The sequence below is a fragment of the Gilliamella sp. B2911 genome (assembly GCF_026536965.1).
Classification (GTDB): Bacteria; Pseudomonadota; Gammaproteobacteria; order Enterobacterales; family Orbaceae; genus Gilliamella; species Gilliamella apicola_E.
Genome location: NZ_JAFNNA010000002.1, coordinates 302,222 through 315,469, shown reverse-complemented (window position 1 = coordinate 315,469; position 13,248 = coordinate 302,222). Strand labels below are relative to the sequence as shown.

14 protein-coding genes and 1 riboswitch are annotated in these 13,248 nt (G+C 36.8%); of the genes, 13 read left to right on the top strand and 1 reads right to left on the bottom strand.

The features are described 5' to 3' along the window. Positions 1 to 38 precede the first annotated feature (38 nt). The 11 genes from gutQ (at position 39) to thiD (ending at position 9,768) form a co-directional block, all read left to right on the top strand. Entirely contained in the window at positions 39 to 1,001 is a 963-nt protein-coding gene (gutQ, locus tag J3U27_RS03470) for an arabinose-5-phosphate isomerase GutQ (protein ID WP_267376834.1), read from the top strand. Positions 1,002 to 1,189: 188 nt separating this feature from the next. Continuing rightward, complete coding sequence (gene aroK, locus J3U27_RS03465) at positions 1,190 to 1,711, top strand: shikimate kinase AroK (protein WP_065563574.1); 522 nt, start codon at positions 1,190 to 1,192, stop codon at positions 1,709 to 1,711. A gap of 60 nt (positions 1,712 to 1,771) precedes the next feature. Further along, positions 1,772 to 2,581, top strand: coding sequence for an SPOR domain-containing protein (locus tag J3U27_RS03460; protein ID WP_065563575.1), 810 nt, complete (start codon positions 1,772 to 1,774; stop codon positions 2,579 to 2,581). 9 nt (positions 2,582 to 2,590) lie between these two features. Continuing rightward, positions 2,591 to 3,409: a Dam family site-specific DNA-(adenine-N6)-methyltransferase gene (locus J3U27_RS03455; RefSeq protein WP_065563576.1), complete on the top strand. Its 819-nt coding sequence runs from the start codon at positions 2,591 to 2,593 to the stop codon at positions 3,407 to 3,409. A 39-nt stretch (positions 3,410 to 3,448) separates the two neighbouring features. Beyond that, the gene (rpe, locus tag J3U27_RS03450; protein ID WP_267376833.1) at positions 3,449 to 4,126 is read left to right on the top strand and encodes a ribulose-phosphate 3-epimerase; all 678 of its coding nucleotides are present in this window, start codon (positions 3,449 to 3,451) and stop codon (positions 4,124 to 4,126) included. Further along, entirely contained in the window at positions 4,119 to 4,814 is a 696-nt protein-coding gene (locus J3U27_RS03445) for a phosphoglycolate phosphatase (protein ID WP_267376832.1), read from the top strand. The genes rpe and J3U27_RS03445 overlap by 8 nt, the downstream gene beginning before the upstream one ends. Positions 4,815 to 4,837: 23 nt before the next feature. Next, entirely contained in the window at positions 4,838 to 5,833 is a 996-nt protein-coding gene (gene trpS / locus J3U27_RS03440; RefSeq protein WP_267330483.1) for a tryptophan--tRNA ligase, read from the top strand. A 114-nt stretch (positions 5,834 to 5,947) separates the two neighbouring features. Next, positions 5,948 to 7,309, top strand: coding sequence for a Trk system potassium transporter TrkA (gene trkA, locus J3U27_RS03435; RefSeq protein ID WP_065563580.1), 1,362 nt, complete (start codon positions 5,948 to 5,950; stop codon positions 7,307 to 7,309). A 54-nt stretch (positions 7,310 to 7,363) separates the two neighbouring features. After that, a riboswitch (TPP riboswitch) is annotated at positions 7,364 to 7,465 on the top strand. A gap of 52 nt (positions 7,466 to 7,517) precedes the next feature. Beyond that, positions 7,518 to 8,303, top strand: a complete 786-nt coding sequence (thiM, locus tag J3U27_RS03430; RefSeq protein WP_267330482.1) for a hydroxyethylthiazole kinase — start codon at positions 7,518 to 7,520, stop codon at positions 8,301 to 8,303. Next, complete coding sequence (gene thiE, locus J3U27_RS03425) at positions 8,303 to 8,944, top strand: thiamine phosphate synthase (protein ID WP_267376831.1); 642 nt, start codon at positions 8,303 to 8,305, stop codon at positions 8,942 to 8,944. Before thiM ends, thiE begins: the two co-directional genes overlap by 1 nt. A gap of 11 nt (positions 8,945 to 8,955) precedes the next feature. Next, positions 8,956 to 9,768 carry a bifunctional hydroxymethylpyrimidine kinase/phosphomethylpyrimidine kinase gene (gene thiD, locus J3U27_RS03420; RefSeq protein WP_065563583.1) on the top strand — a complete coding sequence of 271 codons (813 nt, stop codon included), beginning with the start codon at positions 8,956 to 8,958 and terminating at the stop codon, positions 9,766 to 9,768. A 196-nt stretch (positions 9,769 to 9,964) separates the two neighbouring features. Here the strand turns inward: thiD and J3U27_RS03415 are convergent, their stop codons facing one another. Further along, positions 9,965 to 10,171, bottom strand: coding sequence for a heavy-metal-associated domain-containing protein (locus J3U27_RS03415; RefSeq protein WP_267376829.1), 207 nt, complete (start codon positions 10,169 to 10,171; stop codon positions 9,965 to 9,967). A gap of 428 nt (positions 10,172 to 10,599) precedes the next feature. On the opposite strand from J3U27_RS03415, the gene J3U27_RS03410 reads away from it, so the two are divergent. Both J3U27_RS03410 and J3U27_RS03405 read left to right on the top strand, forming a co-directional pair. Further along, the gene (locus J3U27_RS03410) at positions 10,600 to 11,772 is read left to right on the top strand and encodes a M20 aminoacylase family protein (protein WP_267376827.1); all 1,173 of its coding nucleotides are present in this window, start codon (positions 10,600 to 10,602) and stop codon (positions 11,770 to 11,772) included. 15 nt (positions 11,773 to 11,787) lie between these two features. Continuing rightward, positions 11,788 to 13,212 carry an MFS transporter gene (locus J3U27_RS03405; RefSeq protein ID WP_267353007.1) on the top strand — a complete coding sequence of 475 codons (1,425 nt, stop codon included), beginning with the start codon at positions 11,788 to 11,790 and terminating at the stop codon, positions 13,210 to 13,212. The last annotated feature ends 36 nt before the right edge of the window (positions 13,213 to 13,248 follow it).

Below are 13,248 nucleotides of genomic sequence, written 5' to 3'. Positions count from 1 at the left end.
TATATATTTTTTAGTTTTAATTTGATGAGTGGCTAAAAATGGACAAATTATTACAATATGGTCGAGAATTACTTGAACTTGAGCTTCATGAGGCACAGAAGCTGCCAGCTCGGCTTGGTGAGAGTTTTGTTAAGGCTTGTCAGTTAATTTTGTCAACAAAAGGCAAAGTTGTAGTGTCAGGCATTGGTAAATCTGGTCATATTGGTAAAAAGATCGCAGCATCATTAGCCAGTACTGGTAGCCCAGCATTTTTTATGCATCCATCTGAAGCATTACACGGTGATTTAGGAATGGTGACCGAGAATGATGTCGTGATTTTGATTTCTTATTCAGGACGAGCTAAGGAATTTCAATTTATTTTACCCATTCTTGCAGCAATGAATATTCCAGTTATTGCCATAACAGGTGGGCTTGATTCCCCATTAGCATTAGCTGCGCAAGCAGTGCTGGATATTTCAATCGAAAAGGAAGCGTGTCCAATGGGATTAGCTCCAACCTCAAGCTCAACTAATACGTTAATGATGGGCGATGCGCTGGCAATTGCCATTATGCGAGCTCGTGGATTTAAGGAAGAAGATTTTGCTCGTTCACATCCAGCTGGCAGTTTAGGCGCTAAACTATTAAATCATGTAAAAGATATTATGCGTAAGGGTGATTTAATTCCTAGAGTACCACAATCTGCAACAGTTCTTGATGCCATGTTAGAATTAAGTCGTACTGGTGTGGGGTTAGTTGCAATATGCCAAGATGATAATAAAATAGTTGGCGTTTTTACAGATGGCGATTTACGCCGTTTGTTACTAAAACATGGTACATTACAAGATAATATTGTCGATGTAATGACAAGTCCAGGACATCAAATACCTGAAACTTGGAAAGCGGTCGAAGCTTTAAAATCATTTAATGATCATAATATTACTGCTGCACCTGTGGTAAATAATCACGGCGAATTGGTTGGTGCGCTGAATATTCATGATCTGCATCAAGCAGGTATTAGTTAATCGATTAATAAATACCTGTTGCAAAATGGGGCTATCTATTGAGATAATTACCGACCTAAATTTTTGTCGTTAGACGGAGATCCAAGTAAGTTACACAATTCAATACCGAAATGATGAGTTATTTAAGTCATTATAAATTGATATTGTGTTGTAAATTTTAACCAAAATTAATAGATGATGAAACTACAATGGCAGAAAAGCGAAATATCTTTCTAATTGGCCCTATGGGGGCAGGAAAAAGCACAATAGGCCGACAAATTGCACAACAGTTAGGTATGGAATTTTTTGATTCTGACCAAGAGATCGAGAAACGTACAGGTGCTGATATTGCATGGATTTTTGACTTAGAAGGTGAAGACGGATTCCGAGCCAGAGAAGAGAAAGTCATTAATGAGTTGACTGAAAAACAAGGTATAGTTCTTGCTACTGGTGGTGGTTCGATTTTATCTAAAGAGACACGTAACCGTTTATCAGCTCGCGGTATTGTAGTTTATTTAGAAACTACAATAGAAAAACAGATGGCAAGAACCCAGAAAGATAAGCGTCGTCCTTTATTACAAGGTGGCAATACTCCCCGTGAACTTTACGAAGAATTAGCCGAAGAGCGTGATCCACTTTACGAAGAGATCGCTGATATTACGATTAAAACTGATGAGCAAAGTGCTAAAGGTGTTGCTGGATATATTATTGAAAAAATAGAACAAATTTAAAATTTCAATTTTTTAAATTCGGCTGGCCATGAGGCAATAAACCATTTGAAAGGAGTTAATATGCGTGTAGATAAAGATGATCGTTATATACCAGAACAATCAAGTAAGTCTTCTACGCCTTCTTTTAGTATATCAACTTTTTTTCAGCATTATTCGAAGAAAAAATTGATTATTATGGGATTAGCTTTAGCTATTATTGTCTTGTTGGTTTGCTTTGTGATATCTCGTCCTTCAAAAAAAACAACCATACTGACTCCTCCGGAAGTCAATGGTGTTTCGTCGACGCAAACGCCTGATTCAACAATCAGTGGCGATAGTGGGGCGTTAGCGCAAGGTCAACAAAATTCTGCACCTGTGCCACCAGCCCCAATTAATAGTAATGTTAATGAGCACGATAATGGGGTTAGTCAACCTCCAGCATCAACACAGTCAACATCGGGTTCTAGACCAGAGCTGCAACCAACGGGTAACAGTACAACTCAAAATACTAGTGGTTCATCAACTAATTTAAATAAACCAATAAATCCAGATAGAGGCAATCCTACTGTTTCTAACTCAAATAATAGTGTAATAACAGGTAATAATTCAACTTCGATTGCCAAAATTAAGAATGATCAGTTTTCAATTCAACTTAGTTCTTCTAGTTCAGTTGATGGTTTGAAAAGATTGGTTAAAGAACATAATCTTACTAATTACCAAATTTATGAAACCAAACGAAATAATGTTAAATGGTATATCTTAGTTAAAGGTACATATGATTCTGCTGACGAAGCCAGAAAAGCGATCAAATCTTTACCAAGTGCACTACAAAAAGATAAGCCTTGGATTAAATCTGGCGAAACAATTAATAAAGAAAAATCAGCAAAATAGGAGTTTCCTTTGAAGAAGCAACGAGCCTTTTTAAAATGGGCTGGAGGAAAATATGAGCTTGTGGACACAATTAAACAATATCTACCAGAAGGGGACCAACTCATTGAGCCCTTTGTAGGCGCTGGTTCTGTTTTTTTAAACACAAACTTTAAAAGTTATATTTTAGCTGATATCAATCATGATCTAATTGCGTTATTTAGGTTATTACAATCCAATCCTGATAAGTTTATTAATGATCTTAAACTATTATTTAATCATCAGAATAATCAAGCTGAGGCTTTTTATCAGCTACGAGATGTCTTTAATTATAGTAAAGATCAATATCTACGATCGCTTTTGTTTGTCTATTTGAATCGCCACTGTTATAACGGTTTATGTCGCTATAATAATAGCGGGCTTTTTAATGTACCCTTTGGACGTTACAAAACTATCTATTTTCCTGAGAAGGAGCTCTACTATTTTGCTCAAAAAGCACAAAAAGCTGAGTTTATTTGTACTCCTTATCATGAAGCAATGAAAATGGCAAAACGCAATTCTGTCATTTATTGTGATCCGCCTTATCTTTCTCCAAATGAATCTATCGGTTTTACGGCTTATTATTCCAATAATTTTGGTTTTGAAGAACATAAGCGATTGTCACAATTAGCTGAAAAAATAGCTTATAAAAAAAATATTCCTGTACTACTATCAAATCACGATACAGAGTATACCAGAACGTTATATAGTAAAGCGCGCCATCTTTACCGTGCAGAAATGCGACGCTCAATTAGCTGTGCTGGCGAAGGACGCAAAAAAATTGATGAAATATTAGCCTTGTACCAAAAATAACCTATTTTATGTATAAGGTTTTATTAGTAGAGGTATGTTATGAAAGAGTTTATTATTGCACCATCAATATTATCCGCTGATTTTGCTCGTCTTGGAGAAGATACGCAGAAAGTATTAGACGCTGGTGCCGATGTTGTCCATTTTGATGTAATGGATAACCATTTTGTACCAAATTTGACGATGGGTAGTATGTTTTGTAAGGCTCTTCGTGATTATGGTATTAAGGCTCCGATTGATGTTCATTTGATGGTTTCGCCGGTTGAAGATTTAATTACCTCATTTGCCAAAGCTGGCGCAACTAATATCTCTATTCACCCTGAAGCTACTATTCACCTTGACCGTTCTTTGCAATTAATTAAAGATCATGGTTGCAGTGCGGGAATTGTACTTAATCCTGCAACGACGTTAGATTATTTAGATTATGTGATGGATAAAGTCGACATTATTTTATTAATGAGCGTTAATCCAGGTTTTGGTGGACAATCATTTATACCAAGTACTCTAAAAAAATTGCAACAAGTTAAACAGCGCATTATTGAGTCTGGCAGAAAGATTCGTTTAGAAATTGATGGTGGTGTTAAAGTTGATAATATCGCTGAAATTGCCAGAGCGGGTGCTGATATGTTTGTTGCTGGTTCGGCAATATTTGGTCAACCGGATTATAAAGCCGTAATTGATGCAATGCGTAAAGAATTAGAAGGTGTTAACCATGGCTAAGTTAAATGATATTCAAGCTATTGCTTTCGATTTAGATGGAACTTTAGTCGATAGTGTGCCTAGCCTTGCCTTAGCTGCACAAAAGATGTTAGCAGATTTGGAGTTACCCACCGTTACTAATGAGCAAGTAAAAAACATGGTCGGTAATGGCATTGATGTCATGCTCGAACGCGTATTCAACGTGATTGGTCGCAATCCGTCTAAAGAGGATTTCAATAAAGCGAAACAGTTGTTTAATCATCATTATGATAAGGTTATGGATGAGCAAACAACGCTATTCCCGCATGTTAAAGAAACCTTAAAAACGCTTTATGAAAATCATTATCCCTTAGCTTTAGTTACCAATAAACCTGCACAATTTTTACCTGCTTTATTGACGTCATTAGGTATTAAAGAATACTTTTCATTGGTACTTGGTGGTGGTGATGTGATTAAGTTGAAACCACACCCTGCCCCACTTTATCAAGTCATGGCAACCTTTGGATTGTTTAGTGATCAGTTGCTGTTTGTTGGTGATTCAAAGAATGATATTACTGCTGCTAAAAATGCTAATTGCCCGACTGTAGCATTAAGTTATGGTTATAATTATGGGGTGTCGATTGCATCTAGCAAGCCTGATTTTTTATTTGATGATTTTAAAGATATTTTAACCTTATTACCTCAGCCAAAGGCTGATGCAAAAAAATAATGAGTATAAATTAGGAATAAATTATGAGTAAACCAATTGTATTTAGTGGCGCTCAGCCATCAGGAGAACTAACATTAGGCAACTATTTAGGGGCTTTGAAGAATTGGGTGTCTTTGCAAAATGAATATGATTGCGTTTATTGTATTGTCAATCAACATGCGATCACGGTCCGTCAAGATCCTAATAAGTTGCGAAAAGCAACACTTGATACGTTAGCGCTTTATTTGGCGTGTGGTATCGATCCACAAAAAAGTACTATTTTTGTTCAATCACAAGTACCAGCTCACGCTGAATTAGGTTGGGCGTTGAACTGTTATACTTATTTTGGTGAACTGAGCCGTATGACGCAGTTTAAAGATAAGTCATCTCGTCACTCTGAAAATATTAACGCCGGGCTATTTGATTATCCAGTATTAATGGCTGCTGATATTTTGTTATATCAAGCTAATTTAGTTCCTGTAGGTGATGATCAGAAACAACATCTCGAGTTATCACGTGATATCGCTATGCGTTTTAATGCACTTTATGGCGATATTTTTACTGTTCCTGAGCCGTTTATTTCTAAAGTAGGTGCTCGTGTGATGTCTTTACAAGATCCAACCAAAAAGATGTCTAAATCAGATGAGAATCGTAACAATGTTATTGGTTTACTTGAGAATCCGAAAGATGTCGAGAAGAAGATTAAACGGGCAATGACCGATTCAGACGAACCACCTGTTGTACGTTATGATTCAAAAAACAAAGCCGGTGTTTCAAATCTGTTAGATATTTTGACAGGTATTACAGGTAAGCCGATTGCTGAACTTGAAAAAGCGTTTGAAGGCAAAATGTATGGTCATCTAAAAACCGAGGTGGCAAATCAAGTTATCGAGATGTTAACCGGTTTACAAGCAAAATATCATCAATATCGAGATGATGAAAATTATCTTCTTTCAATTATGCAAGAAGGAGCACAAAAAGCTCGCGCTAAAGCAGAGCCTACGTTGAAGAAGGTTTATGACGCAATCGGTTTTGTATAATCTAAAATAAGATTGCGATTATTACTAAATAATATCAAACGGCTTTAATTGATATGAGCTCTATTGTTCTAATAATGAGTTAGCTTGAGGCCTTTTGATTATAATAGGTTTATTATGAAAATTATCATTCTTGGTGCAGGCCAAACTGGTAGTGCACTTGCTGAATATCTAGTAACTGAAAAGCAGAACGATGTGACTGTCGTTGATGAAGATCATGATAAATTGCAATCTTTGCAAGAGCGTTTTGATTTACAAGTCATTTGCGGTAAATCCTCTTACCCACAAGTATTAGAGAGTGCTGGCGCGGAATCAGCCGATATGTTAGTTGCCGTTACCAATTCTGATGAAGTCAATATGATGGCTTGTCAGATTGGGCATGTGATGTTTAATATTCCACAAAAAGTTGCTAGAATCCGTGCTCCTGAATATAACGATGAAAGATACCCATTCTTCAATAAAGATTGTATCAACATCGATCATATTATTGCTCCTGAAAACTTAATTACAAATCATATTAGCCAATTAGTTCAATATCCTGGTGCTCTACAGTTTGCTTCGTTTTATGATAATCGTGTATGTTTGGTTGCTGTAACCGCTTATTACGGTGGTGCGTTAGTGGGGAGCGAACTGTCCGAACTTAAAGAGCATTTACCACATGTCGAAGCGCGTGTTGTTGCTATTTATCGTCAAAATCGTTTTATTCGCCCAATAGGTTCGACTTTAATTGAAGCTGGAGACATGGTTTATTTTATTACCCCTCCCCTCAATATTAAAGCAGTAACCAGTGAACTACAAAGGCTAGAAAAACCTTATAAACGTATTATTATTAGCGGTGGCGGTGGCGTTGCCATTGCTTTAGCTAAACGTTTAGAGAATGATTATCAAGTTAAGTTGATTGAACGTAATGCAGAAAAAGCTGAATTAATAGCTGAGCAGTTAGTTAATACCACCGTGTTACATGGAGAATCATCAGACCAAGAATTATTATCACAAGAGCAAGTTGAGTTAACCGATCTGTTTGTGGCGGTCACTAGCGATGATGAAGCCAATATTATGTCATCTATGCTGGCAAAAAGAATGGGGGCAAAAAAAGTCATCGTTCTTATCCAGCGACAAGCCTACTTAGAATTGATTAACGATAGTGTTATTGATATCGCGATTTCACCACAACATGCCACTATTTCAGAACTACTAAGCCATGTTAGGCAAACGGGTGTAGTTAAAGTTGTCTCATTACGCCAAGGTGAATCGGAAATTGTCGAAGTAGTTGCTCGTGGTGAAGCGGAAAATTCAAAATTAGTCGGTAAAAATATTAACAGTTTAAAATTACCTTCAGGTGCTACGATTGGTGCCGTGGTTCGTGGTGAAGATGTAATTATAGTAAATACGGATTTAATGATTGAAGATGGCGATCATTTAATAATTTTCTTACCGGATAGACGAGCCATTAGTGATATAGAAAGATTATTACAATAACTTGTTTAATTTTTAAACTCAGTTCATAATAGATTCAATTTTATCCAAATTTGTTATTTAGACTCGGGGTGTTTTTTGTTAGAGCAAAAAACTGAGAATTTACCCGTTGAACCTGATCTGGATCATGCCAGCGTAGGGAAGTCTCTGTCTTAATTACCGCTTTTGACACATTCTTCCCTTAATATTATTTATTAGATAAGGAAAGAATATGTCGGTCATTAAATTATTTTCAAATCAAGATGCCATTCCTTTTATTGAGCAAGTTCATCAGAAGCGACCTTTAATCCATTGTATTACCAATGATGTGGTACAAAATTACACCGCTAACGTTCTTTTGGCGATTGGGGCTTCACCAGCGATGGTGGTAGCTGAGCAAGAAGTTGAGGACTTTGTTGCCATTGCAAATGGTTTGTTAATTAATATTGGCACGATCAATAGTCACAGCGCTAAAAGCATGTTACTAGCCGCCGCAAAAGCTAATCAAACTCCTTGGGTATTAGATCCTGTCGCAGTTGGAGCAGCATTGAAATATCGTACTGAAATTGCTAAGCAATTATTAACATTTAAACCGACAGTTATTCGAGGAAATGCTTCAGAAATTCTAGCATTAAGTGGTCAACAATCATCATCAAAAGGGCCTGATGGGCTGGATTCTACTGATTCTGCATTAGATGCGGCAATGCTATTAGCCAAGAAATATCAAACCATTGTTGCAATAACAGGTGAGACCGATTATGTCACAGATGGTGAGCAGGTTTATAGCATTGTTGGGGGTGATATCGCGCTAACACAAGTAACTGGTACTGGTTGTTCATTATCTGCGATTGTGGCAGCATTGATTGCAAGTTCTGAAGATCATTTAAAGGCTACTGCTTCAGCCTGCTTTATGATGAAAAAAGCGGGTGAACTTGCTAATAAACAGCAAGGGCTAGGTACTTTTGCTATGTCAATTATTGACCAACTTTCTCTTTTCACCACAAATAAGGATTTTTGATGAAGAAGCAACTTGATTTAACACTCTATTTAGTACTTGATCCAGTACTTTGTGATGGCATAAATGGTATGGTTAATACCACTAAGTTTGCAGTTGAAAATGGTGTTACTGCCGTTCAATTACGTTCAGAACAAGAATATTCAGGTAGAAATTGGTATAAAGCCGCCCAAGCTTTAAAAGAAGTATTAATCGACACTCAAGTTCCACTATTGATTAATGATCATATTGATATAGCTTTAGCTGTCGATGCCGATGGTGTTCATGTTGGACAAAGCGATCTACCTGTCGAAGTTGCACGACGATTAATTGGAGAAGATAAATGGATAGGGCTTTCAGTCTCTAATTATTCGCAACTTGAGCGCGTTCCTTGGCAACTAGTCGATTATCTAGGTATTGGCCCTATCTATCCAACCCCCACCAAAAAAGATGCAGCAAAAGCAATAGGCATCGCCCAATTGACTGAACTTGTTAAAGCAAAACAATGCCCTGCCGTTGCGATCGGTGGTATCGGTGTAAACAATTTAACTGAAGTGATTCAAACTGGCATTGAAGGTATTGCCGTTGTATCCGCAATTTGCGGGCAAGGAGATATTGCTAAGGCCACATCTGATTTGATTAGAAAAATAAGACAAGCAAGATAGGAAATTAAACCATGACAACAGTTTCATTAACTATAGCTGGTAGCGATCCTAGTGGCGGTGCAGGTATTCAGGCCGATTTAAAGGCCTTTTCAGCGCTTGGCGCTTATGGGATGTCAGTCATTACTGCTTTAACCGCACAAAGTACACAAGGTGTTAATAGCATATACCAAGTGCCACCCGAATTTGTTAAGGCTCAATTTAACACACTTTATCAAGATATCCATATTGATAGCGTTAAAATCGGTATGCTGATGAATAAAGAGATTGTAACCACGGTTAATCATCTATTAAGCAATAATCCTATTGCCAATATTGTTCTTGATACGGTAATGATAGCCAAAGGGGGGCATCCTTTATTGAGAAATGATGCCATTACCGCTATTCGAGAATTGCTATTACCATTAGCCACCATCATCACCCCTAACCTTCCAGAAGCAGCAGCATTACTTGATTGTCATGAGGCACAAAACGAAGATGAAATGCAACAACAGGGTTATGAGCTACTCAAATTAGGCTGTCAGGCAGTATTAATGAAAGGGGGACATTTGCCAAGTCAAGAAAGTCCGGATTATCTAATCACGCCAACAAAGATCATCAGAATGGCATCACCACGTATCCAAACTAAAAACACTCATGGTACAGGTTGCACATTATCGGCAGCTATTTCAGCATTACTACCAAAATATGAGTTAGAAGAAGCCGTTAAACAAGCAAAAAAATACCTACAAGGTGCCATTGAAAATGCAGATAATTTGAAAATTGGTAAAGGAATTGGACCTACTCACCATTTTTATCAATGGTGGGACACCGCAGGAAAAGGCTAGAAAGCTAAATGTAGTATTTTCGGCAAACGCTATTTTCAACAGCTATATACTTCATCGACAATCCGTGCCAATGAAGTATATGAAAACTTTTTTAGTGCATCATCTAGTAAAATAGAGGCTATTGGATATTTGTATTATCTAGTATTTAAGCGATTGTCTTAATCGTTTAAAATGAGAAATTGTAAATAGTATTGCCTTAATACGAAATACCCACAAACTCAAACCCCGCTTGATTAACGGCTTGAATTGCAGCTTCTTGTGAGATAGTACCACCTTCTATATCAACCTCATGCTTCGCTAAATCAACGGTCACTTTAGCTTTAGGATCAATATCATTAATTGCTTTAATAATGGTTTTAACACAATGTTGACAACTCATATTATCGACGATTAATTTCATCATTATCCCCTTTTGTTATCTATAATTCATCTAGTGCAACGTTGGAACATCTATAATTAAAATAAATTTGTCTGTCATATAAAGTATAGTGATTATATTACGCCAATAAGCCTACAAAAAAAACACCTCAGAATAGTGAAAATTTATAAGATTTATATCTGTTATTAATAAAACGTAATGATTGAGCGTTTCTGCTCCTTTATACTCAAATAAACCATGGTGCCAAGAAAAATAAGCAAGGTTATCCTTCAAGAATAAAAATTGAATAACAGAAATAATCGACTTATACAAAATTAGATTGTATATTTATTCATCTATGTGGTTTTGATAATAAAGTTATTTTTTGTTTTTAAATATAATTTTAACTTAGATGTATAGTTCCATTTTTATTTTTTCTCATAAACGATATTCAGGTTAATTAGGAGCCTAAAATGCAGCATATTATGGAAACGATTAGAAAAACAGAACAAGAATTTGTTGATATTCGACATCAGATTCATAAACATCCTGAGTTAGGTTTTGAAGAGAAAAAAACCAGTGATTTAGTTGCAAATAAGCTATCTGAATGGGGCTATGAGGTTCATAGTGGTCTAGCAAAAACTGGCGTCGTTGGTGTTTTGAAAAATGGCGCTAGTAATAAGAAAATAGGTATTAGAGCTGACATGGATGCATTACCTATTGTTGAAGCTTCGGGTAAACCTTGGAGCAGTGTTAGCCATGGTAAATTCCACGGTTGTGGTCATGATGGGCATACCACTATTTTGCTATGTGCAGCTAAATATCTTGCCGAAACACGCAACTTTGATGGGACTTTACATGTCATTTTTCAACCAGCTGAAGAGTTGTTATATGGTGGGAAAGTGATGGTCGATGAGGGTTTATTTAAACAATTTCCTTGTGATGTGATTTTCGGTATTCACAATATGCCCGGATTTAAGGAAGGCCATTTTTATTTTAAAAGCGGTGCTCTTATGGCTTCATCCGATACGATTCATATCACCATCAAAGGGAAAGGTGCTCATGGAGCCATGCCTGAGCGAGGAATTGATGCGACGCTTGTTGCTTGTTATATTGGCATTGCTTTACAAAGTATTGTTTCCCGCAATGTTTCACCCTTTGAGAAAGCTGTTATCACGATTGGTTGTATTCAATCTGGCGAAGCCCCCAATGTGGTCAATAGCGATGCATTGATGAAGCTAACCGTCAGAGCATTAGATAATAATACCCGGACTTTATTGCTCAAGCGTATTACCGAAATTGCCACTTCGCAGGCGGAAAGTTTTGGCGCCTCAGTTAAAATCGAACATATCAATGGTAGCCCTGTTTTACATAATGGTGCTAATGCAACAAAATTTGCATTAGAAGTTGCTCAGAAATTAGTCGGTAAAGATCGTGTTCATGATAATTGCCATCCTTTTATGGGCAGTGAAGATTTTGCTTTTATGTTAGAGAGCAATCCAAATGGTTGTTACATGATTATCGGCAATGGAGACGAACCAGGATTTTGTAGTGTTCATAATCCTGGTTATGATTTTAATGATAAATGTATTGTTCCTGCTGCGTCATATTGGGTTGCATTAACTGAAACATATTTAAGTAAATAAGGATAAATCGCTTCTATGTCTGGTTTAAATATGTCAACTTCAAAGAATTCTAGCACCAAGCAAGTTAAAAGTTATAACCGGTTAACATTAGGTATTGTATTAGGAGTTATTACTTTTTGGCTGTTTGCTCAATCAATAGTCAATGTTGGACCGGCTGTTCAGCATACAGTTGGTATCACTCCAGCCTCTTTTAATTTAGCAGTAAGTTTGACTGCACTTTTCTCTGGCTGCTTTATTGTGGTTGCTGGTGGTTTAGCTGATCGCTTTGGACGAGTTCGTTTTACTTACTTTGGTTTTATTTTAAGTATTATTGGTTGTCTTTGTTTGATTTTCGCCCAAGGAGAAATATTATTTACCTTTGGACGCATTATTCAAGGCTTATCTGCAGCCTGTATTATGCCATCGACTTTAGCATTAGTGAAAACCTATTATCAAGGCAAAGATCGTCAGCGTGCATTGAGTTTTTGGTCGATTGGATCTTGGGGCGGCTCGGGCACTTGTGTGCTTGCTGGCGGTGCAATAGCGACTTATTTAGGTTGGCAATGGATCTTTATAATCTCTATTATCTGTGCTGTATTAGGTATGCTTTTGTTGAAAGGAACTCCTGAAACCAAAATTGAAGATCCTTCGAGTCTGCCAAAATTTGATTATGTAGGGCTATTTGTTTTTGTTATTACGTTAGTTTCATTAAATCTTGTGATAACCAAAGGTTCTACTTTTGGATGGACTAGTCTAACAACATTATCGTTGGCTACCGTTTGTTTTGTTTTTATGATTTTATTTTTTGTTATTGAAAAAAGTAAAGCGAGTGGCGCTTTCATTGATTTTGCATTATTTAAAAATATCCCTTACCGTGGTGCTACCTTATCCAACTTTATGCTAAATGCTGTTGCAGGCACGTTAATTGTGGCCAGCACTTATACCCAACAGGGGCGAGGGTTTACCTCTTTCCAAAATGGATTATTAACTATTGGTTATTTAGTTTCGGTTTTATGTATGATTCGTGTTGGTGAAAAAATCTTACAAAAGGTAGGTGCGAAAAAACCAATGTTAATGGGACCGTTAATTACTGGTTCCGGAATTGCATTGATGACGCTGACATTTTTACCAGATATGCTTTATATCATTTCAGTATTAGGTGGCTATATTTTATTTGGTCTTGGTTTAGGTTTTTATGCGACACCTTCGATCGACACAGCAATTTCTAGCGCCCCTGAAGATAAAGTTGGTATTGCATCAGGAATATATAAAATGGCAAGTTCATTAGGCGGTGCTTTTGGTGTCGCCATTTCAGCATCAATTTATGCTGCAGTTATTGCCAGTGGTCAAAGTATAGCAACTGGCGCAGCAATTGGATTATGGATTAATGTCGGATTTTGTCTGTTATGTTTTATTTCAATTTTATTTTTAGTTCCAAATAATGCCGGCAAAAATAAATAGCTTAAGTTAATTTTTAATTCTTAAAACACTTCATAG